Below are 23466 nucleotides of genomic sequence, written 5' to 3'. Positions count from 1 at the left end.
AGTTGATGCCCCTAAGGCCACCCCATAAGCGCGTTATCTGTACAAAAACTCAGCAGGGGTTCAGTCGTCCAGCCTCACACCCCGCAGCAGGAGCATGGTTCCGCCCACGGCAACGGCGGATGCCAGGAACACGCCCGCCGCACCGAGGCCTACCGCCACCACGCCGATTGCGCTGGGCAGCACCACTTGTCCAATCCTGTTTCCAGCCAACCGCAGGGCTAGCGCCCGCCCGCGTTGGCCTTCGGGCGCTTGGGCCGAGAGCCAGGACATGGTCAGTGGCTGACCGATTCCGAGCCCTAAGCCGAGGAATGCCATGACGATGAACAGCAACCACTCCGGCATCGGAATGGCTGCGACACCCAGGGCAACGGTGGAGATGGCCAGGCTCAGGACCAGCAGCTTCATCCGGCCCAGTTTGCGGGACATGCTGCCCAGACCCAGCCGGGAAACCATGGAAAACAGGGCGCGAACAGTCAGCATGAGGCCCACGGTTGCTGCGGTCAGGCCCCGTTCAGCACCGAGTGCCGGCAGATAGACAACGGTCAGATCCACTACTGCCAGGACAGTGGCGCTGGTTGCCAGAGCACGGACGACGCCGGGAGTCCTGAGAAGTGCGACCGCACTGCCCTTTGGTCCGCCCTTGGCGGTGCGCCTCCCTTTGCTGACGTTTGACGAAATCACGAACGTAGTCAGGAACAGCACCAAGCTCATGGCCGTGGCGAGCACGAAGATGGCCTGCGTATTCGGCCGAACGGACGCGCCGCCCACCACGGAAATGGCCAACGGCCCCAATGCCTGGCCCAGCGATGCGGCGAAGGTCAGATATCCGAAGGCAGAGTCCAGGCGCGAGGACGCAGCGTTGTTCGCCACCACCGCTTGCTGCCCCACCACGCAGGCCAGTTGCCCCGCACCCAGAAGCGCTGTCCCGGCCACGAGCGCCGGAACCGAGGACCCCCAGAACAACAGAAACGCAGAACAGCCCAGCACGACGGCGGCCCCGATGGCCATGAGCCTGCGCTCACCGAGGCGGTCCACCAGTCCGCCGATGGGCAAGGCAAGCAGCAGGGGAAACACCGCGTAGCTCGCAGCAAGAAGACCCAAAGCGAACCCTGGAACGTCCAACTCAAGCGCGCGGTACGTGGTGGCGGGCCGGACCAGGAACGTCACGGCCTGGATGAGCGCGGAGTGGAAGAGGAGTGCCGTGGAGGAACGCCGTCCAAGTTCGCCGATCATTCGACGCCGATCATTCGACCACCAGGCCGGTGCTTGAGATGACGCGCAAAGTCTCATCACGTGCGCCGATCACGTGATCGAAGGCAATCTTTGCGGCCTTTTCCGGATCCTTGGATGCAATGGCCTCGACCAGGAGCCGGTGATTGGCGAGAGCTTCATCGCGGCGTTCGGGAGCGTTGTTGGTGAAGTATCTGTAGCGTTCAACCTGACTGCTGATCTGCCCATGGAAGCGCTGGGCCCAGGAGTTTCCGGCGATCCTGGCGATGGCTGCGTGGAGGGCCACCCCGTACTTCATGGCTTCATCGGCGAACTCCACCATCGCGGCATTGCGGGCCACGATTCCCCGAAGCTCTTCAAGGTCCGCGGCACTGGCGTTGGCGCACGCTTCCCGAGCCATCAGCGACTCCAGGGCGGCACGGACGTCGTACAGCTCGGAAATCGCCCTCCTTTCCAGCGTCGGAACAACAACTCCCCCGGTGGCCTGCTGCTCGAGCAGGCTCTCAGAAATAAGCCGCCGGATGGCTTCCCGCAGTGGCGTTCGGCTGACTTGGAGGGCCGCGGCCATGGCGGGCTCGTAGATTCGCGCACCAGGTTTGAGTTCCAAACTGAGGATCTGGCGTTTCAGCTCGCCGTAGACGACGTGTGCCCCTGTGTTTCGTGGTTGTGGATCCGCCATATATCGCTGCCTCGGCTCAGAAGTGTACTTGTATACATCTATACACCCAGCTTGGAGGGCCTCGCAAGGGGTTACACCTGCGACCACTTCTGACTGACCACGAACGAGCCTGTTCGAATGCCTTGTTGTGGCCCCAAGAGCCTCATAGTCTCGGCTTGCCCGGGCTTCCCGCAAACCGGGCAGCACCCGTTGAAACCCCAAAGATGAGGTCCACCCATGGCGTTTACCGCTCGAAGAATCCGAAGGCCTGTGGCAGTGCTGGCGGCAGCCGTTACTGCAGCGGCCGGCCTTGCGCTCAGCCCGGCAACTGCACCGCAAGCACACGCAGCCGACGCAACCGCCGTCACCATCACTCCCAACCCGGCAAGCCGTAGCGAGGCCTTCGAAGGTTGGGGCACCAGCCTGGTGTGGTTCGCGAACGCGACGGCGGGATACTCCCCGGAGTTGCGTGAGGAGTTGTACCAAAAGGTCTTCGGCGAGGACGGCCTGAACCTCAACATTGCCCGCTATAACGTGGGCGGCGGCAACGCATCGGACGTCAAGGATTACCTCAACGACGGCAGCGCTGTGGAGGGATGGTGGAAGCCGGTGACCCAAGCGCAACCCGGCCAGCCGGCGTCGAACCTCTACAAACCTGACGGCAGCGTGGACGCAACGCAAGCCAACAAGCTCGCCTTCCTCAATGCCTGGAACCCGGACGATCCCGCTTCCTACAACCCCGACGCCGATCAAAACCAGCGCTGGTGGGTGGAGCGCCTCGCCGCAGACCAGCAAATCACCCACTGGGAAGCCTTCAGCAACTCCCCGCCCTGGTTCATGACCAAGAGCGGCTACGTGTCCGGCCAGGTGAACACCGCCAAGGGCGAGAATCTGCTGCCCGAAGCGGAGGCCAAGTTCGCCGCCTACATGAGGAACGCCGTCGAGCTCCTCGAAAAAGGCAGCGGCATCACCGTGGACACCATCGATCCATTCAATGAGCCAAACTCCGGCTACTGGGGCACGGACATCAACGCTGCCACCGGCAAGCCGCCCACCACCTACACGCAAAAGCAAGAGGGGGCTCTGATCTACCCTGCTGCCCAGGACCGCGTGACCAAACTGTTGTCAGCCGAGCTCGAAAAAGGCACCACGGACGCCGTGATCGCCGCGATGGACGAGACGGATCCCAGCAAGTTCATGACCAACTGGAACGGTTACAGCCAGGAGGCCAAGGACGCCGTTGCGCAGCTCAACGTCCACACCTACGGCACCAATGATCGCCGCCGGGTCCGGGACCTCGCCAGCTCCACGGACAAGCCACTGTGGATGAGTGAGGTGGGTGGCTTCTGGACGGGAAACCCGGCGCTGGGCGATTCCACCAGCGGCTGGGACGGCTCCAACATCACCAACGGATTGGGCATCGCAGGCCGCATGGTCAACGACCTCCGCGAACTTGAGCCCGACGCCTGGGTGTTCTGGCAGCCCGTGGAGGACACGTACAAGCAAGAGAAGGCCGACAAAGGCTGGGGCTCTATCTACGTGGACTTCGACTGCAACTACGAGGGCCGCGAAGGATTCTCCAACCGCCGCATCAACGATGGCGCCACCCTGGACAACGCCAAATGCAAGGTATTGACCAACCAGAAGTACAACACCACCCGGAACTTCACGCACTACATCCGGCCCGGCGACTTCCTCATCCAAAATGACAACGCCAAGACCGCCAGCGCCCTCCGCGCCGACGGCAACGGCGCCACACTGGTCCACTTCAATGACACCCCGACGCCGGAAAAGGTCACCATAGACCTCAGCCGCTTCGGTGCAATCGCACCCGGCGCAAAGGTCACTCCCGTGGTCACCACCAAGTCGCCGCTGGATGACATTGAGAAGAACGCCCTGGTGAAGGGTACGCCGGTGGCCGTGGACACCGCGGCTAAGTCCGCCACGCTCGAGGTTCCTGCCGCATCAGTGGTGACGTTCGTCGTCGACGGCGTCAGTGGAGTTTCAGAGGATGCCACGCCTGTGCAGGACGGCCACAGCTACCACCTCAGCGGTGAGGCGAGCGGCAAGTACCTGACCGGGCGTGCTAACGGAACAGCGTCGATCGAGGAGCTGGGTATGGACGCTGCCGGCGTGGCACCGCAGATGTGGACGTTCAACGCAGTTGGCGGGAATGACTTCGCCAACGATCGCCGCTGGGTTGTTTCCAGCGCAGACGGACGGGTCCTTACAGGCAACGGTGGAGTGCTGAATGGCAGCCAAAGCGGTGCTGCTTCCCTGGCTTCCATGACTCTTGAGCAAGCCAAGGCCACTCCTTCTGCACAGTGGATTGTGACCACGGAGAACGGCAAGCAGTGGTCCCTGGTGAACGCCGGGGCGGCGATTGCCCTGCAGGTTTCCGGCAACCAGACTGCCGCAGGGGCATCCGTGGCACTGGCATCATCCACCGGAACCACAGCCACCGCATCGGCCAACCCTCATCAGGCGTGGGCTTTCACGGACATCGCGGACTTGAAGCTCCTGGGTGTCTCGCCCGTTGAAATGAGCACACCCGTGGGTACGGCACCTGCCCTGCCCGCAACTGTCACCCCCGTTTACGAGGACGGTCCCGGCAAACCACTGGCTGTTACGTGGACACCCGTGGATCCCGCCTCCTGGCAAAAGGCCGGCAAAGTCACCGTGTACGGCTCCGGAGTGGACCCCTACGGCCAAACGTTCGAGGCCGTCTTGACCGTCACGGTCGGCTCCTACATCGCAACGGATCCGACTTCAGTGACCGTTGGGGTTGGATCGTCGTTGGCTTCCGCGCAAGCTGCGGCGCCGGCCACAGTTCCTGGCCAGATAGCGGACGGCCCAGCCCGAAACACGCTCGCGGTGACCTGGGACTGGTCCTCAGTCTCTGAATCCTCACTGCAAACTCCGGGCACCGTTACCGTACAGGGAATCGCCAACGGACTCCCGGCAACACTGACCGTGATCGTGGTTGACCGTGTGCCCGTCGCCAACATCTGCAAGGACGACCCCACCACCACGGCCACCGCAAGCTACACCGAAGGCTCCTACATCGCCAAGAACACCTGCGATGCCAACGGCTCCACGCGGTGGTCCAACTGGGTGAGCGGTGGCCGTGCCGGTGACAGCCTGAGCTACTCCTTCAGCCGCGACTACACCGTTTCCTCAGTGACCGTGACGTCCGCGGAAAAGGCAGCACAGAGCCTCAAGGTCCAGTACCAGGACGCCTCTGGAGCTTGGAAGGACACCTCCGCGGGAACCATCACAGGACTCTCCATCTCTTCACCGACTACCGTCCGTTTCGATCCCGTCACCACACGCGGGATCAGGGTTTCGTTCGTGACCACGGCGTCTTATACGAAGATCGCTGAAGTAGCTATCGCCGGTACCCGCTTGGCCCACGCCGGGCTTGCCGATCTTGGCCGACTCCTCGTGAACCAGTCCTCAGTTGTGGGGTTCGCCCCGGCGACCACCGACTACCGGGCGCTGACGACGTCGGCGACTCCCGCCGTCGTCGGCTACCCGCTGGACACGAACGCCAAGGTGACAGTTCAGCAGCCCACCGCGGAGAATCCGACGGCGGTAGTCACCGTGACAGCGCCGGACGGCTCCACGAAGGAGTACCGAGTGACGGTGTCCACGGGCAAGGACGCGTGCAAGAACGATGGCTGGAAGACGAGCCCGCAGCCCGTGTTCACGAACCAGGGGCAGTGCGTGAGCAGCTTCGCGGCTGGGAAATAAGAAAATTCTGAGCTAGTGAGGCCCCTTGGGATTCTGATCCTGAGGGGCCTCACTGTGCCTTCACACAAGTGGGATGCAGACGGGCAAATGAACAGCTACGTGTCCTTTACTGTTATTTAAAGGCTAAAATAACAGTAAAGGACACCCTACTAGGCTTTGGAGCACCTCTTGGCAGCTTGGCCGGCGCATGGAAACAAGGTCATGCCCTGGAAATCGTCAGGTCGTCCCCCACGGGAGGACCGCTTGTTCACCGAAGTCGAAGTTTCACTTCCCCCCAAAATTGCGGGGCTTTGGTTCGAACCCAGCCGGGAAACGATCGTGGCACTCGAAGAGGCCGCTGTTGCCGTCGCATCGTTGGACGTGTCGGCGGGTTCTCGCATGGCTGCCATCAGCGGCTTTCTGCTGCGAAGCGAAGCGGTCTCCTCTTCAAAGATCGAACACGTCGACGCCAATCGAAACGACTACGCCCGTGCCATGATCGGGCTGAAGGCCACCGATCAAGCGAGATCCATGGTCGCAGCAGCGGAGGCCGTGCAGAGCATGATCAGCGATGCGGGGGACACTGGCGAGGTCCGTGTGGAGGCTCTGCTTAAGGCCCATAAGGCCCTGATGAAAGATGACCCAATGGACGGGCACAACGCTGGTTCATTCCGGGATGTGCAAAATTGGATCGGCGGAAGTGACTATTCACCTCGAGGAGCCATCCACGTTCCCCCTCCCCCGGCGCTGGTACCCGAACTCATGGACGACCTCATGGCATTCTGTGCCCGGAAGGACATCCCCATCGTGGCGCAGGCGGCCATTGCCCATGCCCACTTCGAGTCCATCCACCCTTTTACCGACGGTAATGGCCGCATAGGACGTGCTCTGATCGGTTCAATTTCACGTCGTAGAAGACTGACCAAGAACACGGTCACTCCCATAGCCTCTGCGATGGTAGCGGACGTGGAGACCTACTTTTCCTTACTCAACAATTACCGCAACGGTGACGTGGATCCATTCGTCCTCTATCTGGCAAAGTCAGCGATGCGTGCTTCCCAAGCCGCCAGTGAATCGGTCGCGGCTCTCGATGAGCTCCCGGCATTGTGGACCGACTTGCTCCGCCCCAGGAAAAACTCTGCGGAAGCAAAGCTCATCCCTTGGCTGCTGGAACAGCCCGTTTTCGAAGCGCACCGGGCAGCATACATCGCTGGTGTTGAGGAAACGTCCATATACAAAACCCTGAACCGAATGACCGAAGCCGGTGTACTGTCCCTCGTCTCGCAATCGCAGCGGAATCGCGCTTGGGCAGCGATGGAAGTCTTGGATGAGGTAGATCGACTGAACAGGCGGTTGGCCGCCAAAGCCGTCTAAGCTTTCAGCTCCGCGCCCAGCGGTACGGCGTCGTCGTCGAGACCTTGAGCAGTCCCGAACGCTCGAGGATTGGTCGAGAGAATTCCGTGGAGTCGCTGTGGATGAGGGTCTTTTCCATCTCCAGTGCGGCCTGAGCGCGGCGGGCCGTCAATGCCCGGTAGATCCCCTTGCCGCGCCACTCTGCTCTGGTGGCACCACCCCAGATCCCGGCGAAGGCTGTGCCGGGCACTGGCTCCAAGCGTCCTGCGCTGACGATCTGATCGTCAGCCTCCGCCACCCACAACTGCATCCCGTCATCCAGCGAGAGCCGGTGCAGCAGGGCATCCGCCATCTCGTCTGAGACCGGCTCGCCGAAGACCTCGTCCTGCATGGCGCTCATGGCCCGAACGTCGGCTTCATCCGTCACCTCCCGGAGGGCCACACCGTGGGGAAGTGCCACAGCTGTGCTCAAAGCCCGGGCCTCGCCGATCATGATGGATTCCGGCTCATCCTCCGTGAAGCCGTTGGCGATGAGGGCTTCGTGGAGGCCGGGTGCGTGGTCATGCCCGCGGGTCTTCCACTCCACCTTGGTGATGTCCGGCTGGCCCTCGAAGTGGGAAACCGCCGCTTCCACAAGGCCGCGGATACCCTGCTCATCCGCGCCGGCCAGGTCCTGGTAGGTGATGAAACCACGGCCGCCCAGGAACTTCACCAAGCGGAGCGGGCCAAGTTCTTTGACCGCCACAGCGCTTGGAGTCTCGGCGTCGGTGCGCAGTTGCTGATCGTAGGCAGCGAGAAGCCGTGCTTTGGTGTCGGAATCCGTCATCCCGCGAGCCTACTGCAGCCCGGGAGGAACCCAATTCGATGGCTTGCTGCGCACTGTGCCGTGCGCACGGCACGTTCGGCAGCTAGGCATCGAATCGGGCAAGCAGATCACCGGCGAGGCGCTTGCCGTCCGGGAATTCGAAGTGTCCATCGGCATACGTGACACTTGCATCCGGCGAAGCACCTCCTTCGCCGGCGAGGATCACGACGGCGGCGTAGTCGCCGTCGTGCGCGGTGCCCGAGGTTCCCAACCATGGAATGGTGAGTTCCGAACCCATCGGGTGGGTGCCGGGGCGGACGAACGTGCCTGACGAGTCCAGGCCCACCCCGAAACCTGGGACCGCACGCACCACGCTGACCACGGACGAAGCAGCATCCACCGGCCAGCCGCCTATCCGGAGGGAGCCACCCGAATCCCCAGCACCGGAAACACGTACCAGTCGAAGCTCCACGGCCCCGCGCGTCACCGAAACCACCGTCACCGACGGCCCAGGAGTCGCAGTGCCGGCGACGCCGCTGCCGTGATCCGGACCGGCGTCGGGATCGGGTTCAATCCAATGAGCCGTGAACCGGGACGCCCCCATCTGGAAACCGCCTTCGGAGAACGAGGCGAGGTGCTCAAAACCCGTCCGATGCGTCAGTCGGCCTGAGGAATCAACAAACGTCACTGCGTTGTCCACGGACTCCGGTACCAAGTCAGGGAACGTGTGCGTCGAATAGCCAAGCCGTGCGTAGAGGGGCGAATCAGCCACCACGGCTCCAACAACAGCGTGATCCGTGGCATGGTTCCGGATCCGGACCACACCGTCGGCACGAGTTCCATCAACCTGCCAGCCCGGAGCCGCGATCAGCCGCTGAGTGTCAGCAACTTCAACGGGCAAGGGCTCTTCAACGAAAGTCCACACCCGGTGATCGGCGGGCATTGCCAATCCGAGCATCCCCTTCGCCGCCCAATACGGCGAGCCAAATCCGGAGTAGGCCTGCTTCATCCCAGCGAATTCCCCGTGCCAACCAATGGACAGAAGCCCGTCCTCGGTGATCGATCCATGCCGGGCAAAGTAGTCGAGCATTCCTGAAGCAGCTCGCCGGGAAACACCCGGAGCCAAACGCGTGTGCCCGGACAACTCCCCTACCCAGAATGGCGCCGCGGCAGCGAACCGGTAGATCAAGCTCCGGCCCTGGATGAGCGGTGCTCCGTTGGCGCCAACAAGGTAGGCGGCGTCGTCCAGGAAGTCAGCCAGCCGGTCGCCGTCGAGCGTTTTCCGCGCGGTAACCCGGGGATCAGAAGGCGCCATCAACGCCCAGAGCTGCGGATACACCTGAAAGGCCCAGCCGACGTAATGGTCGTAGGCGCGCTCTGGCCCGTCCGCGAACCAGCCACCGCCCCGGTACAGCGAATCGTGGATGGCGAGTCCGGCGTCGATGTCCTCGTCCGAATACCGGCCACCAACCGAAGCCAGGAAGGTCTCCACCACAATCTGGAACCACACCCAATTGATAGGCGGATACTCCTCACCGATCACGGTCTCGAACCAGGCAATGAGCTGTTCCTGTACGCGCTCCGGCAATTTGTCCCACAGGACGTCGCGGGTCAGCGCCAAGCCAACAGCCAACGACGCCGCCTCAACCTTCGCCTGCCCCAGCTCACTTGGCGTCGGCCAGCGGTCAGGGTTCGCTGGGTTGGTCCCGGCGTCGAGGCCGGCGGCATACCACTCGGCGATCCAGCCTGTGTTGGCTGGATCGCCGGCAATCCGGAACGAGGCCAAAAGGAACGTCCGGGCGAAGGCTTCCAACGAATCACTCCGTGGGCCGTACCGGCTGTTGGCCCCGGGAAGGTGGATATTGGCGTGGTCCTCGGTCCCAAAACGGTGGGCGGAACGGAGGAGGTGATCCGCATACGCGCACCAGTGCTCGCGGGTCAGGCCGGTGAGAGGGGAAAGCTTGTGGTCAAGAGGGGGCAAAAGCATCAGAGCGAATCCTCCAGCACAACTCCGGCGAGCCCCCGCGGCGCCCCCAATGACGAATCGCGGACTATCAACTCAGGGTTCAGGTCGATCCGGTGCACAGGGCGCATCCTTCCTTCGGCCAGGCGTGCGGCCATCAACTGCACAGCCACCTTGCCCACGTAGCTCTTGGGTGGCCGAACCGCGGAGATCGCGGGCTCGGCAAGGTAGGCAACTTCGTCGTCGTATCCCACGATAGCCATGCTGCCGGGCACATCCACGCCGCGGTCCACGCAGTGCTGCACGAACGCCACGGCCTGGGTATCCGAGTGCACCAGCATGGCCGTTGTTCCCGTGGATCGGCAGAGCTCCAAGACCCGATCAAAGTGCTTGGCCCGGTCACCGTTGTCCAGCTTGGCCGAGTCCTCATGGATGGACTTTTCCAGCGGAATCTTCAGGGCAGCCAAGGCCTGCTTCCACCCGCGGACCACGTGGGGACTGGTGGGGCTCGTGGAATCAGTGAGGCAGCCGATCATCCGGTGGCCCTCCTGCCACAAGTGCCGCACGGCCATCCCGGCACCGAAAGAGTGATCCGTGGCCACCCACTCGAGGCGGTGTGAGGGAATCTCCGATGGCGCCCGACGTTCAGCCATGATCACCGGGATGGGCAGGGCGTTCAGCCAGCGGAGCAGCTCCTTGCCATGTTCACCACCCATATCCGGGGCCACGATCAAGCCGTCAATGTTCTGCGTATCAAGGAGCGCCTGGACCTGGCGGCGGTTATCTGCGGCATCGTAAGCCGAGCCGCGCACCAGGATACGGAGATTTTGCACCTCGGCCTCCCCGCGTGCCCCCGAAATCACCTGCGGCCAGTAGTAGTCCAATGACGGGACCACCATGCCGATGGAGTAACTGTGCGCCGATGGCCGCCCCACGGCCGCCGATCGATCCAACGGGCTGGGCAGCGTTGCACCGCCGTGAACACGCGACACCAGGCCTTCGTCGGCGAGCGTGTTCACGTCGCGCCGAATGGTCAGCTCGCTGACGCCCAGCTTCGCGGCGATGTCGCGCACTGTGATGGCCCCGTGGGCACGCAGCTCCTCCATGAGCCGCTCACGACGTTGCAGCGAAAACAGCGATTTTCCGCCCACTTCGGGGGTCTGTTCGGAACTCAAGATGTTGCCTCCACTGTGAGGGTGAATGCGCCGGAAGCGCGATTTTCGGCCGGCATGCGGAAACGGAGCCGGGTCAGTTTTGCGCCCCAGATCTCGCTGAGGAGCGGATCGTCCAGGAGCCATTCATCCACCAGTACGACGGCGGTGGCCGGCTTCCATCGCAAGCGCAATCCCACGGGGCTACTGACTGTCGGAATTCCGACAGAGGTGATGGTCGCGGTCGCGTCTGTACCGACGCGGACGGCGCCGGCAAGCAGATAGGTGATGTCGACGTCGGGCGTTCCTTCGGGCGGAGTCGCTGCGAGGTTCCAGCGGTCATCAATGACCACGTTGCCCAACTCGCGGTTCATCAGCGAGGTGCGAATCCACTGCTCGGCGTGGTCCAGCCCGTAAGCAGCTCCGAGTCCGAGGGCGAGGGCCGGTTCCTCCGGGGTGGGCTCCTGCACAACGGTTGCCGCAAACGAGGGCCCTGTCCCCTGCTCCAGCCCGAACGGCGCGGGCACGCTATGCCAGGCGCTCTGCATGGCCCGAATCTGATACCGATCAGGTCCGAACGTTTGGGCGGTGTACGTGGGCTGGCCGGCGTCCACCAACAAGGGCACGCCGTCCACGGCGACCACCACGGAGCCAACATCCCGGTGGTTGTGGTGTTCACCGTTGTGCCCGCCCTTGGCCGCTAGGGTCAGCCCGGCGGAGGAGCCCGGGGTTTGCCGCGCCACCATGATCTGGACTGACGGCAGGTACGTCCCCCAGCCAGGTCGCAGCTGAGCGCGTTTTGAGGGCTCAAAACGCGCTGTGCTGCTACTTAGTTGGGTGAGGACGCGGCCCAGGCCGGCGGCTGCTTGAGGTTCAGGCTCGACGGCGGCAAAGGTTGCGGCATGCGCGGCGGCCTCGGAATCCCCAAGCCTCACAGCCCAACGGTGCAGCATGCCCCACGGCAGTCCTTCGTGGGCGCGAGCCGGGCCGTCGGCGACGTTAAGGAACCAACGGTGCCCCAAGTGCATCCGGCGCGGGAAAGCAACCAGTGCACGGATTACGGGAAGGTCCGGGTTCAGGACACCGTTGCTGGCCTCCTCCAACACTGCAAGGCCCTCAAGTGCACGGCCTGCACCGTTCCACCAATAGGCGAACCCTTCGTCGATGGCGCCGTCTGCCGGGATGGAGGCGAGGAAGCGATCCAACCCCTCGATGCAGCGGGCAACGACCCTCGCCTGCAACTGCGGATCGTCCACCAGCACCAGCGCTGCCACAAGTATGTTCGAGTGGATCCACGGGTTCCAGTTGTGGACATCGCCGTCCAACCCAAGCCAGTGCCAGTCGAGACGGTCCAGAAACGGGCGGATGACTCGCTCGTTAGCCTCCTCGCGAAGACGTTTCCGCAACCCGGGGGCCCGTTCATCAAGCTGAGCACCCACGACGTGGTCAAGCCACGCCAGCTGCGCCACCACTTCCCCTGCACCCAGGTCCAGGTACGGGCGGGAACGGTCCGGAACAACGTCGCCGTTGCGTGTAAACACGTCATCGTGGGCAGCCCAGCTCCATGAGCTCTGTTCGCAGAGGAGGTAGGCGCCGTCGATCACCTCGTCGAGCCAGTCACTGCCGGGTCCGTCATTGACCAAGACCATCACGACGGCGCGGGTCAGGCGCTGCTGTCGGCTCGCCACGAGTCCCTCGTACGCCGTGCGGTTCCCGTCGCGGAAGTAGCGCGAATAGTGCGAAACGAGCGGCTGCGGCCAGGGGCTCCCCTTCTCGGCATCCGCTTGGGTGCGGAGCTCGGACAGGGAGTTGTCAGCAGCGAGCTGCCATCCGCCGTCGGACGCCTGACGCACGGTGAGGCGATCACGGGAGCCGCGGAGTGTCTCTTCCAGAGCCGGTGCGCCTGCAGCTGCGCCCCAAGCATTCAGCAGGGGCGTCAGGGGTGGCGCTTGAACGGCAGCGATGCCGGTAGCCATAGGAATTCTTCTCCCGTTTGTTCGAGTTTGAACGTTTCAGATCAAGCTCGATTGAGTTGAATGAAATGTCTTGTTTATGAGTATGTACTGATTATTAGATGTGATGCAACACATAAATCACGGTCGAACAGACCGCCGATAGATTCGAAGGGAGGATCCCCTCAATGTCGCTCAAGCCCCAGGCACTGCTGGTCATGAATAGCGGAACCTTTGCTGACCAGTTCGACTCCACACGACTGGAGCGGCTGGCAAAAATGGTGGATCTCGGCGACCAGCCGTGGACGGATACGTTGGACGCACCGGAGCTGACGGGTCGTTTGGAAGAGGTGGAAATCCTCCTCACCAGCTGGGGAGTTCCGCAGCTCAACGCCGAGCGTTTGGAGCGCATGCCCAAACTCCGGGCAGTTTTCCACTGTGCAGGAACGGTGCGCAGCTTTGTCAGCGAGGAACTCTGGGATCGCGGCATCACCGTCACCAACGGCGCCGACGCCAATGCAATCCCCGTAGCCGAGTTCACGTTCGCTTCCATAGTCCTGGCAGGCAAGAAAGCACACGTCCTGGCCAACGACGCCCGCATGTACCGGGACGACTGGAGCTACATCGGCGACCGCGGGGAGCTGGGGAACATCGGCCGGGTCATCGGCGTCATCGGGTTCTCCCGTATTGGCCGCCGGGTGGTCCAGCTGGTTCAGCAGCTCCAGGACGTCACCTGCCTGGTGAGCGATCCTTATGCAGATCCGCTTGAAGTTGCGGCAGCAGGCGGCACGCTGGTCAGCCTTCAGGAACTCCTGCCAGTGTCCGATGTCGTCACCATTCATGCGCCCGCACTTCCGGAAACCCGCAACATGATCAGCACCGCGGAGCTGCAGTCCATGAAGGACCATGCGACGCTTATCAACACCGCCCGCGGTTCGCTCGTTGACACTGAAGCCCTCGAGAAAGAATGCGCCACCGGACGTATCACCGCCCTGTTGGATGTCACGGAACCCGAGCCACTGCCCGCAAATTCCACCCTGTACAGTCTCCCCAACGTGATCCTCACCCCGCACATCGCAGGTTCGCTGGGGACCGAAACCAGGCGGATGTCCGATGCCGCACTGGATGACCTTGAACGGTACCTCGCCGGCAAGGACCTCCTGGCCCAAGTGGTCCACGCGGACCTCGGCCTCAGCGCCTAGCTTCCTCAAGAACACCTCGGCACTAAAACAAAGCCGCACCTACGGCAAACTTAAGAACCAGTACTAAAGGAGAACGCAATGAAGCGCACAACCCTCGCCGCAATCGCCCTTGCGGTGACTGCAGGGCTCGGACTCACCGGCTGTGCCGGCGCTGCCGGTCCCGCCGAACCGCAGGCGGCCGAAGGCAAGACCCGGCTGACCGTCTCGGTGTGGAACTACGAGGGCACCCCGGAGTTCAAGGCCCTCTTTGACAGCTACGAGGCCGCCAACCCCAACGTTGACATTGAACCCGTGGACATCCTGGCCGATGACTACCCCCAGAAAGTCACCACCATGCTTGCCGGCGGCGACACCACTGACGTCCTCACCATGAAGAACGTCATTGACTACTCCCGCTACGCCAACAACGGCCAGCTTCAGGAGATCAACAGCGTGGTGGACAAGCTGGGCAAGGACAACCTGGCCGGCACGGATGCCTTCAACATTGACGGAAAGTACTACGCAGCTCCCTACCGCCAGGACTTCTGGCTCCTGTACTACAACAAGGATCTGTTCAAGGCTGCCGGAATTGAAGATCCCAAGGATCTGACATGGGAGAAGTACACGGAGATCGCCAAGAAGCTCTCCACCGAGGCTGGCGGCAAGAAGACCTACGGCACCTACCACCACATCTGGCGTTCAACGGTCCAGGCCATCGCGGCAGCACAGAACGGCGCTGACCAGAACAGCGGTGACTACGGCTTCATGCAGGACCAGTACAACACCGCACTGGACCTGCAGAAGTCCGGCGCCACCTTGGACTTCGGCACCGCCAAGAGCCAGAAGACCAGCTACCGCACCATGTTCGAGTCAGGCCAGGCAGCCATGATGCCCATGGGTACCTGGTACATCGCCGGCATCCTGCAGGCCAAGAAGGACGGCAAGACCAACGTCAACTGGGGCTTGGCTCCCATGCCGCAGAAGAACGACGACGGCAAGGTCACCACGTTCGGTTCGCCCACGGCCTTCGCCGTGAACAAGAACGCCACGCACTCCGATGAAGCCAAGAAGTTCATCGAGTGGGCAGCAGGCGAAGAAGGCGCCAAGGCGATCTCAAAGATCGGCGTAGTTCCGGCGCTGCAGAACGACTCCATCACCGCTGAGTACTTCAAGCTCGATGGCATGCCCACGGATGAGCTGTCCAAGAAGGCCTTCACGCCGGACACCACCGAGCTGGAAATGCCTGTCAGCGACAAGTCGGCCGCCACGGACAAGATCCTCAACCAGGAACATGATCTGATCATGGTGGGCGAGCGCTCCGTCACTGATGGCATCGCCGAGATGGGCAAGCGCGTCACGAGCGAAGTTCTGGGCAAGTAGCTCCCAGTAACACTCCCCCGGTCCTGGTGCTGCGTCCGTCAGGCGCAGCACCAGCACCGGATCTGAACTCTCCGGATCCTGAAATGGAGGAACGCCCCCGCCCCGGGAGCGGTCATCATGACTACAGAAACAATCACCCAGGCACCTGCCCCCGTGCAGAGCCGCGGCAACAGGAAGCAAGCCAGGCGCAACACGCTGATCGGCTGGACGTTCATCCTTCCGAACTTCCTTGGCTTCCTGGCCTTCACCCTCATTCCAGTCGTGGCCGCATTCGCGCTCTCCTTCATGGAATGGACCTCGTTCAGCGCTCCAAAATGGATTGGCCTGGCCAACTTTGAGCGCATGTTCGCGTCCGACTCCTTCTGGATCGCGCTGCGAAACACTGTTGTTTACGCCTTGGGGCACGTCCCGCTGACCATGGCCCTGGCACTGCTACTGGCCATGCTGCTGAACCGTAAGCTCAAGGGCATCGGCTTCTTCCGGGTGGCCATCTTCTTCCCGTACATCACCTCTTTGGTTGCTGTCGCCGTCGTGTGGAACATGCTTTTCAGCCCGGACAGCGGCCCCATCAACCAGTTCCTTGGCGCAATCGGCATCGCCAACCCGCCGGGCTGGACCTCCAGTTCGGACTGGGCCATGCCGGCTGTGATCATCACCAGTGTGTGGCGCGATATGGGCTACTACATGGTGCTGTACTTGGCCGGCCTGCAGGCGATCCCCACCGAGCTGTACGAAGCCGCCGAAGTTGACGGTGCCAGCGCCTGGCAGCGTTTCTGGAACGTCACCATCCCGTCCCTGCGTCCCACCACGTTCTTTGTGGTGGTCATGCTGACGGTCTCCAGCTTCAAGGTGTTCGACCTCATTGTGGTCATGACCAACGGTGGCCCGGGCCGCTCCACCACGGTGCTGTCCCAGCTGATCTACCAGGAAGGCATTGGCGAGGGTAAGTTCGGCTACTCTTCGGCCATCTCGCTGGTCCTGTTCATCATCGTGCTGACGGTTACCGTCCTGCAGTTCAAGATCCAACAGCGGAGGGAACGCTGATGACCAACATGGCCGAAGACCTCAAAGCCACTCATGTGACAGACGCATCGCCGCTGCCGAACGGCGCACCCACTGCGGAAGACCGCCGTCGTACTGACCGCAAGCGGTCCCCGCGGGAGCAAAAGAAGCGGACCGCGAACGTCATTATTTACGGCGTGCTGCTGGTCCTGGTGGTGGCACTCATGGTGCCATTCATCTGGATGCTCTCCTCCTCGCTAAAGGAGAACAACCAGGTCCTCACAGTCCCCATCCAGTGGATCCCGCAGGAGTTCGTGTGGAGCAACTACACGGACATCTGGACCCGCATTCCCATGATGGGATACCTGCAGAACTCGCTCTACCTTGCAGTGATCATCACGTGCCTCCAGGTCCTGACGGGTTCCCTGGCTGCCTACGGTTTCTCCAAGGTCCGTTTCCCGGGCCGCGACGTGTTGTTCCTTGCCTACATCGGCACCATCGCCGTTCCGTGGCAGGCCTACATGGTGCCGCAGTACATCATGATGCAGAACCTGGGCCTCACCAACAGCTTCAACGCCTTGATCCTGCTGCAGGCGTTCGGTGCGTTCGGCGTATTCCTGATGCGCCAGTACTACATGACCATCCCGGATGAGCTCTGCGAGGCTGCCCGGATCGATGGCCTGAGCGAGTATGGCATCTGGGCGCGGGTGATCCTGCCACTGTCCAAGCCAGCCCTGGCCAGCCTGGCGCTGCTGACGTTCGTGAACACGTGGAACGACTACATGGGACCGTTCATCTACCTCACGTCCAACCGCCTCTGGACCGTCCAGCTGGGCCTGCGGTCCTTCGTGGGCCAGTTCGACGCCGAATACGCCATGATCATGACCGGCTCGGTGATCTCCGTGATCCCCATCCTGATCATCTTCCTGATCGGCCAGCGCTACTTCATCCAGGGCATCGCCACCAGCGGGATGAAAGGATGAGTGTTGTGGGTGGAACAAAACGGCGCGGCCTGGCAGGACGAATCCCCAGCCCGGGGTTCGAGGCTTTTGGCAGCATCTTCGGTTTCATCTACACCTTCCTTGCCGGGAATGTGCTGATGGCGGTGGCCAATGCCCCGTTGGTACTTTCCTTGTCACTGGTTGCAGATCCGGCGGCGGCCTGGCCCTTCTTCCTGGCTCTCTCCGTCACCGTCGCACCGTCGCTCGCCGGCATCTTCGCCGCCTTCAAGGCCTTGAACGACGACGGCGGTGCGGTCAAGCCGGTTGCCGCTTTCCTTCGGGGATACAAACGCAGTTTCGGCAAGGCCGCGCTGTTGGGCGTCGGGGCGGTGGGCCTCCTGATGTTCCTCGGCGTGGACCTGGCCGTCGTCCAGAACCAGGCCATCCCCGGCGCCGCAGTTTTGGTGCCTCTGATCGTCGTAGCAGCCGCCGTGACGGTGAGCCTCACCGTCACGGCGATTGCCGGCGTCGTGCTGTTGCCCGATGCGAAGCTCAAGAGCGTGCTGAAGGCCTCGCTGTATCTGGTGGTGCAGCGCTGGTACCTCAGCGCCGCCATGCTGATCCTGCTGGGAATCATCGTGTCCGCTGCCGTGCTACAGCCCGTTCTCGGCGTTGCCCTGGCACCGGCGCCGCTGCTGTTCGTGATCTGGAGCAATGCGTCGTTCGCTTTCCATGCCGTTCTCCGTTCGGCCTGATTTTTAGGATTTTTAGTTGCAGACCTTCGCAATCGGCCGTCAGGATTTCCTCCTGAACGATCAGCCTTTCCGTATCCTGTCCGGAGCCATCCACTACTTCCGGGTCCATCCGGACCAGTGGGCGGACCGGATTGAGAAGGCCCGGCTGATGGGTCTGAACACCATCGAAACCTATGTGCCCTGGAATGAGCATTCCCCCGTTCCCGGCGCTTTTGTGTGCGACGGTGGGCTGGATCTTGGCCGGTTCCTGGACCTGGTGGCCGACGCCGGGATGCAGGCCATCGTGCGGCCCGGCCCGTATATCTGCGCCGAATGGGACAACGGTGGACTCCCTGCCTGGCTCTTCACCGATCCCACCGTGGGAGTGCGCAGCAGCGAAGCCGGCTACCTTGCCGCCGTTTCCTCCTACATGGAGTCCGTGCTGGAGATTGTGGTGCCGCGGCAAATCACCCAGGGCGGGCCCGTGATCATGTTCCAGATCGAGAACGAGTACGGCGCTTACGGCAGCGACAAGGCCTACCTGCAGCACTTGGTTGACCTGTCCAAACGGTTGGGTGTTGATGTTCCGCTGTTCACCTGCGACCAACCATTCGGGACCATGATCGAGGACGGCTCACTGCCCGAACTCCACAAGACAGGAACGTTTGGATCACGCGCGGATGAGCGGCTGGCGTTCCTGCGGGAGCGTCAGCCTACCGGCCCTCTGATGTGCGCAGAGTTCTGGAACGGCTGGTTCGACAACTGGGGCACCCACCACCACACCACCGACGCCGCTGCTTCCGCCGCCGAACTGGATGCACTGCTGACCGCCGGGGCTTCGGTGAACATCTACATGTTCCACGGCGGAACCAACTTCGGGTTCAGCAACGGGGCAAACGACAAGGGTATTTACGAGCCCACCATCACCTCGTACGATTACGACGCTCCGCTCTCCGAGGACGGACAACCCACGGCCAAGTACTTCGCGTTCCGGGACGTCATTGCCAAGCACTTCCCGGTTCCTTCCGAGGTGCCGCATCGGCGGACGCCTGTTCCGGAATCCTCTGTCCTGTCCGTCACGTCCTCCGTCCCGCTGCTCTCCGTTCCGACCACTGCCCAACTGGTCCCCGGGCCGGTACCGCCGGTGGAAGTGACCGGCCAATACCGGGGCTTCTACCTGTACGAGGCATCGCTGCCTTCCGGCGGAGTGCTGTCCTTCTCGGGAATACGGGACCGGGCACAGTTCTTCCTGGATGGCGTGCCCGTGGGCGTCCTGAGCCGGGAATTGGGCGAACGCGCTGTTGTCATCCCGGGCGGCGGCCGTCTGCAGGTTCTTCTGGAGGACCAGGGCCGGGTGAACTACGGCCAACGGATCGGCGAGGCCAAGGGCTTGATCGGTCCCGCGATGCTGAACGGTGTGGAGATTATCGACTGGGAAGTGGGCGCTGTTGATGTGAACTCGCTGGAGGCCTACCGGTCCGCAGCGGTTACTCTTCCCCGCGGTTCCGCATCTGCCGGGGTGGCTGGGCCATCTGTTTCGTTCGCGACCTTCGACGCCGACGGCCCCGGCGACCGTTTCCTCCGCCTGGACGGCTGGACCAAGGGCAACGCCTTCATCAATGGCTTCAACCTCGGACGGTACTGGAGCCGCGGGCCCCAGCGCACGCTCTATGTTCCCGGTCCGCTGATCCGCGAAGGTGCCAACGAGCTCGCCATCCTGGAACTCCACGGAAGCGCCACACGCCAGGTGAGTTTCGCCGTCGGGCCTGACCTGGGCCCCGAAGAAAAGTAACCCTCTCTCACATCCCACCTGCTTGAACCCAACCGTCTCTCACATCCCACGCCCTTCCCGGCAACCCTCTCTCGCTCTTCTCAGAGGAGTGATAGAGCGTCGCGCCATAACGGCTACGAAGTGAGAGACGGTTCCGGTTTAAGGGCCAGAATGTGAGAGATGGTTGGGACGCGAAAGGGACCGGTCCTTCAACCGGTCCCTCTCGTGTTCAGCACGTCTGTGTGTTCAGCGCGCGGGCGTCATTAGCCGCGGCAGAGCTCGCCGTACTTGGTGCCGGCTTCCTGGTAGGCCTGGCCGAGCTCGCCAAGCTTCGCCTCGTCCGGGGTTTCCTTGGACTGCTCATCCATGTACTCCAGGATGGCGGTGACAACCGGCTTCATTTCGTCCGATGCAACGACTTCGATGGGCCGGATGGCGTTGGCCACGCGGTTGGTGGCGGTCTTGCTAGCGTTTTGGGGAATGCCGGATGCGGCGACGCCCACGCGGTCACACGTTTCCGCGGTAGTCAGCTGCTGCTGGGCGGAACAGGCGGATGCCGAGGCGATGAGCCCGGCAGCGATCAGGACAGTGGTGAGTTTCTTCATGATTCCCTCAGTGGTCGACGTCCCTTTGATTGTAATCAGTGCCGGGGCCCGTCCACGCATCGGCGCCAGGCCGCTTGCCCGCGCTCCTTCCCAGTTAGACCCCCGGTCGGGCAGCAAACTAGGTCGACTCACCGGTGTCGGAGCCTATCTACGGTGACAGCGGGAAAGCAACCGGGCAGGAGCGCAGGGCTGGCGGCGAAACTACAGCGCCGGCGTGCGCGGTGGCACGGTCCGACGAGAACCTGTTGCTTCAAAGGCGGCAGCCAGGGTCAGCAGTGCTGTGTCATCGTAGGCGCGGCCCGCGAACGTGAGGCCCACGGGCATGCCAATGTCTGCCATGGTTCCCATCGGCACAGTGACCGTGGGGATGCCGAGATGCCGCGGGACGAGGTTTCCGTTGGCCACCCAGACGCCGTTGCGCCAGCCGAGGTCGGCCGAAGCAGGGTTGACGTCCATGTCAGCGGGTCCCACGTCAGCGACGGCCGGGAACAGGACGGCGTCTAATCCGAGGCCGTCCATCCACTCCTCCAAGTCCACCCGTCGGGTCTCCTCCAAGCCACGCACCCCGTTTTCCAGCTCGGGGATCTCGGTCAGCTGGTTGTAGCCGTGCTCGCGAACGTGTCCCGGATACTCAGCAATGTCGTCGTCGAACCCGGTGTAGCGGTCCGGCAGGGCGCATTCAGGGTGCGGGAAAATCCTGGAACCGTCCACCTCAGCAAGGCCGCTTAGTGCGGGGTCGCCGTTTGCACGCAGAAAGTCGTCCCACGCCCAGGCTGACAGGTCCACGATTTCACGCTTGAGGTATCCAGGGGTGACAAGGCCCCGCGTGGCGATGGTGGGTGCGCCCGGACGGTCCCCTTCATAGTTGGAGACCACCGGGAAGTCCACCAGAACAACCTCGGCCCCGGCTGCTTCAAGGTCCTGTTTGGCGGCCTCCCACAGATCAATCACGGAAGCCCTCGTCTGGATGCGCTGCCCGGTCGGCCCGCCGATGCCCGGCTGCGCACTGGTCCCGGCGTCCGGATCTGCGTTGACGTACATGCGCGGCACTCCAAGGCGCTTGCCCCGCAGAGCCGACCGTCCGCCGTCGAGCGTTTCCGAAGCCAGCGCCGTGTATGACTCCGGCCGCACCTCTGAAGCTTTGGGTATCTGAACCCAGGGCTGCGCCCGCCAGAAGTCGCCGCGGGTCTCGGCGTCGTCGGCCACAATGACGTCCAGCAGCTCGAGCATGTCGGCCATGCTGCGGGTGTGCGGGACCACGACGTCCATGGTGGGGACCAACGGCCAATTGCCCCGTACGGAGATGACGCCGCGGGAGGGCGTGTAGGCGCACAGAGCATTGTTCGACGCCGGTGCGCGGCCACTTGACCAGGTTTCCTCACCAAGGCCGAAGGCAGCGAAACTGGCCGCCGTCGCGGTCCCGGAACCGTTGGAGGAACCGGAGCCGAACGCCGCAGTGAGGAAGCCGGCGTTATACGGGCTTTCGGCGCGACCGTACACGCCGCGCTGCATGCCGCCGTTGGCCATGGGCGGCATGTTGGTCAGCCCGATCAGCACCGCACCGGCATCGCGGAGCCGCTCGATGGTGAAGGCGTCGCGCTGCGCAATCAGGTGCTCGAAGGCGGGCGAACCCGCCGCCGCGGTGAGCCCTTTGGCCAGGTAGCTATCCTTGGCGGTGTAGGGGATGCCATCCAGTGGCCCACGCAGCGCGCCCTCCGTCCGGCGTTCGTCCGAGGCCCGGGCGTCCGCCAAAGCATCGGGGTTCATGACCACCAGTGCGTTGAGTCTGATGCCGTTGTGATCGTAGGCCTCGATGCGGTCAAGGTACGCCTGGGTCAGTTCCTCACTGGTCACCTCCCCTGTTTCCAGGGCCTCGCGCAGCTCTGCGATGGAGGCCTCAACGACGTCGAATGGAGCCGTCACGCTGCACCTCCTGCAAGTTTGGGCTGCTGCTGCGTGATGCAGTGGATGCCGCCGCCGCGGGCGAGGATGGGCCGGGCATCCACCGTGACAACACGGCGGCCGGGGTAGGCCTCGGCCAGGATTTCAGCGGCGAGGGAGTCGGCATGTTCTTCCCCGTATCCACAAGCGATGACCCCGCCGTTGACCACCAAGTGGTTGACGTAGCTCCAGTCCACAAAGCCGTCTTCGTCGCGCAGCGTTTCCGGCGCCGGCAGCGGCACGATCTCGAACGGCTTGCCCGCCGCATCTGTTTGCGTTTCAAGGAATGCCCGAAGTGTGCGGCTGACCTCGTAGTCCGGGTGCTCCGGGTTGGTCTGGGAATGCAGCAGGATTTGGCCGGGTGCGGGCAGCGTGGCCACCATGTCGATGTGGCCTCGCGTGCCCAGGTCCTCGTAGTCGCGGGTCAGTCCGCGGGGTACCCAAATGACCTTGGTGGCGCCGATGGTGCGGGCCAGTTCGGCTTCAACTGCTGCCTTGTTGGCGTAAGGGTTCCGGTTTGGATCCAACTGGACTGTTTCTGTTACCAGCACCGTTCCTTTGCCGTCTACGTGGATGGCACCGCCTTCATTGACCAGCAAAGAGCTGACAAGTTCGGCACCGGACTTCTCCGCAACGAAACGGCCCATTCCGGCGCTCTTCTGCCATTCGGACCATGCCGGAGCACCCCAGCCGTTGAAGATCCAGTCCACGGCGCCAAGCACGCCGGGGCGTTCGTCGTCCAGCACAAAGGTGGGTCCGACGTCGCGCATCCAGAACTCATCCAGCGGCGCCTCGATCTGTTCGATGCCGTTACCCAGCATCCGGGCGGCGCGCTCGCGTTCGCTGGGGTCCACCACCATGGTGACCGGCTCGAATTCGGCTACAGCATGGGCGACGGCGGTCCAGGCCCCGTAGGCCTCTTCGGCAGAGGCGGCGTCGTCGCCAAGCGTCAGGCCGGTGCGGGGGAACGCCATCCAAGTGCGCTCATGCAGTGCGGTTTCGGCCGGCATTCTCCAAGCCATGGGTGACTCCTTCGTCTTCAGACATTCTCTTGTTGATCGCATGAT

Annotated in this window: 17 protein-coding genes; 8 read left to right on the top strand and 9 right to left on the bottom strand. The window is 63.0% G+C overall.

Annotation, left to right across the window (positions count from 1 at the left end; translation table 11 throughout):
* Window positions 1-60: 60 nt before the first annotated feature.
* Both HAV21_RS14880 and HAV21_RS14875 read right to left on the bottom strand, forming a co-directional pair.
* Entirely contained in the window at window positions 61-1233 is a 1173-nt protein-coding gene (locus tag HAV21_RS14880; RefSeq protein WP_166842257.1) for an MFS transporter, read from the bottom strand.
* 10 nt (window positions 1234-1243) lie between these two features.
* Window positions 1244-1909, bottom strand: a complete 666-nt coding sequence (locus tag HAV21_RS14875; RefSeq protein WP_166842256.1) for a GntR family transcriptional regulator — start codon at window positions 1907-1909, stop codon at window positions 1244-1246.
* A gap of 216 nt (window positions 1910-2125) precedes the next feature.
* On the opposite strand from HAV21_RS14875, the gene HAV21_RS14870 reads away from it, so the two are divergent.
* Together HAV21_RS14870 and HAV21_RS14865 are read left to right on the top strand one after the other, a co-directional pair.
* Window positions 2126-5641 (top strand): Ig-like domain-containing protein, encoded by a 3516-nt coding sequence (locus tag HAV21_RS14870; RefSeq protein WP_166842255.1) that lies wholly within the window; start codon window positions 2126-2128, stop codon window positions 5639-5641.
* Between the two features lie 318 nt (window positions 5642-5959).
* Window positions 5960-6994, top strand: a complete 1035-nt coding sequence (locus HAV21_RS14865) for a Fic family protein (protein WP_223941002.1) — start codon at window positions 5960-5962, stop codon at window positions 6992-6994.
* 4 nt (window positions 6995-6998) lie between these two features.
* On the opposite strand, the gene HAV21_RS14860 is transcribed toward HAV21_RS14865, so the two are convergent.
* From HAV21_RS14860 to HAV21_RS14845, 4 genes are all read right to left on the bottom strand, one after another.
* Window positions 6999-7799: a GNAT family N-acetyltransferase gene (locus tag HAV21_RS14860; RefSeq protein WP_166842253.1), complete on the bottom strand. Its 801-nt coding sequence runs from the start codon at window positions 7797-7799 to the stop codon at window positions 6999-7001.
* A gap of 82 nt (window positions 7800-7881) precedes the next feature.
* A complete protein-coding gene (locus HAV21_RS14855; protein WP_166842252.1) occupies window positions 7882-9765 on the bottom strand; it encodes a DUF2264 domain-containing protein in 1884 nt (627 codons plus the stop codon).
* Window positions 9765-10916 carry a LacI family DNA-binding transcriptional regulator gene (locus tag HAV21_RS14850; RefSeq protein WP_142937847.1) on the bottom strand — a complete coding sequence of 384 codons (1152 nt, stop codon included), beginning with the start codon at window positions 10914-10916 and terminating at the stop codon, window positions 9765-9767. The genes HAV21_RS14855 and HAV21_RS14850 overlap by 1 nt, the downstream gene beginning before the upstream one ends.
* Window positions 10913-12868: a heparinase II/III family protein gene (locus HAV21_RS14845; RefSeq protein ID WP_166842251.1), complete on the bottom strand. Its 1956-nt coding sequence runs from the start codon at window positions 12866-12868 to the stop codon at window positions 10913-10915. The genes HAV21_RS14850 and HAV21_RS14845 overlap by 4 nt, the downstream gene beginning before the upstream one ends.
* A gap of 164 nt (window positions 12869-13032) precedes the next feature.
* On the opposite strand from HAV21_RS14845, the gene HAV21_RS14840 reads away from it, so the two are divergent.
* The 6 genes from HAV21_RS14840 to HAV21_RS14815 all read left to right on the top strand — a co-directional run bounded on the left by HAV21_RS14840 (window position 13033) and on the right by HAV21_RS14815 (window position 19874).
* Window positions 13033-14046, top strand: coding sequence for a hydroxyacid dehydrogenase (locus HAV21_RS14840; protein ID WP_166842250.1), 1014 nt, complete (start codon window positions 13033-13035; stop codon window positions 14044-14046).
* 78 nt (window positions 14047-14124) lie between these two features.
* Window positions 14125-15405, top strand: a complete 1281-nt coding sequence (locus HAV21_RS14835) for a sugar ABC transporter substrate-binding protein (RefSeq protein ID WP_166842249.1) — start codon at window positions 14125-14127, stop codon at window positions 15403-15405.
* A gap of 117 nt (window positions 15406-15522) precedes the next feature.
* A complete protein-coding gene (locus HAV21_RS14830) occupies window positions 15523-16449 on the top strand; it encodes a sugar ABC transporter permease (RefSeq protein ID WP_142937844.1) in 927 nt (308 codons plus the stop codon).
* Window positions 16449-17390, top strand: a complete 942-nt coding sequence (locus HAV21_RS14825) for a carbohydrate ABC transporter permease (RefSeq protein WP_166842248.1) — start codon at window positions 16449-16451, stop codon at window positions 17388-17390. The genes HAV21_RS14830 and HAV21_RS14825 overlap by 1 nt, the downstream gene beginning before the upstream one ends.
* A 5-nt stretch (window positions 17391-17395) precedes the next feature.
* The gene (locus HAV21_RS14820) at window positions 17396-18103 is read left to right on the top strand and encodes a hypothetical protein (protein ID WP_223941007.1); all 708 of its coding nucleotides are present in this window, start codon (window positions 17396-17398) and stop codon (window positions 18101-18103) included.
* A gap of 16 nt (window positions 18104-18119) precedes the next feature.
* The gene (locus HAV21_RS14815; RefSeq protein ID WP_166842247.1) at window positions 18120-19874 is read left to right on the top strand and encodes a beta-galactosidase family protein; all 1755 of its coding nucleotides are present in this window, start codon (window positions 18120-18122) and stop codon (window positions 19872-19874) included.
* A 242-nt stretch (window positions 19875-20116) separates the two neighbouring features.
* On the opposite strand, the gene HAV21_RS14810 is transcribed toward HAV21_RS14815, so the two are convergent.
* The 3 genes from HAV21_RS14810 to HAV21_RS14800 form a co-directional block, all read right to left on the bottom strand.
* Complete coding sequence (locus tag HAV21_RS14810) at window positions 20117-20458, bottom strand: hypothetical protein (protein WP_142937835.1); 342 nt, start codon at window positions 20456-20458, stop codon at window positions 20117-20119.
* A 201-nt stretch (window positions 20459-20659) separates the two neighbouring features.
* Window positions 20660-22381 carry an amidase gene (locus HAV21_RS14805; protein ID WP_166842246.1) on the bottom strand — a complete coding sequence of 574 codons (1722 nt, stop codon included), beginning with the start codon at window positions 22379-22381 and terminating at the stop codon, window positions 20660-20662.
* Complete coding sequence (locus HAV21_RS14800) at window positions 22378-23421, bottom strand: agmatine deiminase family protein (protein WP_166842245.1); 1044 nt, start codon at window positions 23419-23421, stop codon at window positions 22378-22380. Before HAV21_RS14800 ends, HAV21_RS14805 begins: the two co-directional genes overlap by 4 nt.
* Window positions 23422-23466 lie beyond the last annotated feature (45 nt).

Source organism: Paenarthrobacter sp. MSM-2-10-13, assembly GCF_011605365.1.
Classification (GTDB): domain Bacteria; phylum Actinomycetota; class Actinomycetes; order Actinomycetales; family Micrococcaceae; genus Arthrobacter.
This window is presented reverse-complemented; position numbering and strand designations above follow the sequence as displayed.

Coding starts and splice junctions, on each gene's coding strand:
- HAV21_RS14875 (WP_166842256.1), bottom strand. CDS start 1,909: ATGGCGGATCCACAACCACGAAACACAGGGGCACACGTCGTCTACGGC.
- HAV21_RS14880 (WP_166842257.1), bottom strand. CDS start 1,233: ATGATCGGCGAACTTGGACGGCGTTCCTCCACGGCACTCCTCTTCCAC.
- HAV21_RS14855 (WP_166842252.1), bottom strand. CDS start 9,765: ATGCTTTTGCCCCCTCTTGACCACAAGCTTTCCCCTCTCACCGGCCTG.
- HAV21_RS14845 (WP_166842251.1), bottom strand. CDS start 12,868: ATGGCTACCGGCATCGCTGCCGTTCAAGCGCCACCCCTGACGCCCCTG.
- HAV21_RS14825 (WP_166842248.1), top strand. CDS start 16,449: ATGACCAACATGGCCGAAGACCTCAAAGCCACTCATGTGACAGACGCA.
- HAV21_RS14810 (WP_142937835.1), bottom strand. CDS start 20,458: ATGAAGAAACTCACCACTGTCCTGATCGCTGCCGGGCTCATCGCCTCG.
- HAV21_RS14870 (WP_166842255.1), top strand. CDS start 2,126: ATGGCGTTTACCGCTCGAAGAATCCGAAGGCCTGTGGCAGTGCTGGCG.
- HAV21_RS14800 (WP_166842245.1), bottom strand. CDS start 23,421: ATGGCTTGGAGAATGCCGGCCGAAACCGCACTGCATGAGCGCACTTGG.
- HAV21_RS14830 (WP_142937844.1), top strand. CDS start 15,523: ATGACTACAGAAACAATCACCCAGGCACCTGCCCCCGTGCAGAGCCGC.
- HAV21_RS14860 (WP_166842253.1), bottom strand. CDS start 7,799: ATGACGGATTCCGACACCAAAGCACGGCTTCTCGCTGCCTACGATCAG.
- HAV21_RS14835 (WP_166842249.1), top strand. CDS start 14,125: ATGAAGCGCACAACCCTCGCCGCAATCGCCCTTGCGGTGACTGCAGGG.
- HAV21_RS14840 (WP_166842250.1), top strand. CDS start 13,033: ATGTCGCTCAAGCCCCAGGCACTGCTGGTCATGAATAGCGGAACCTTT.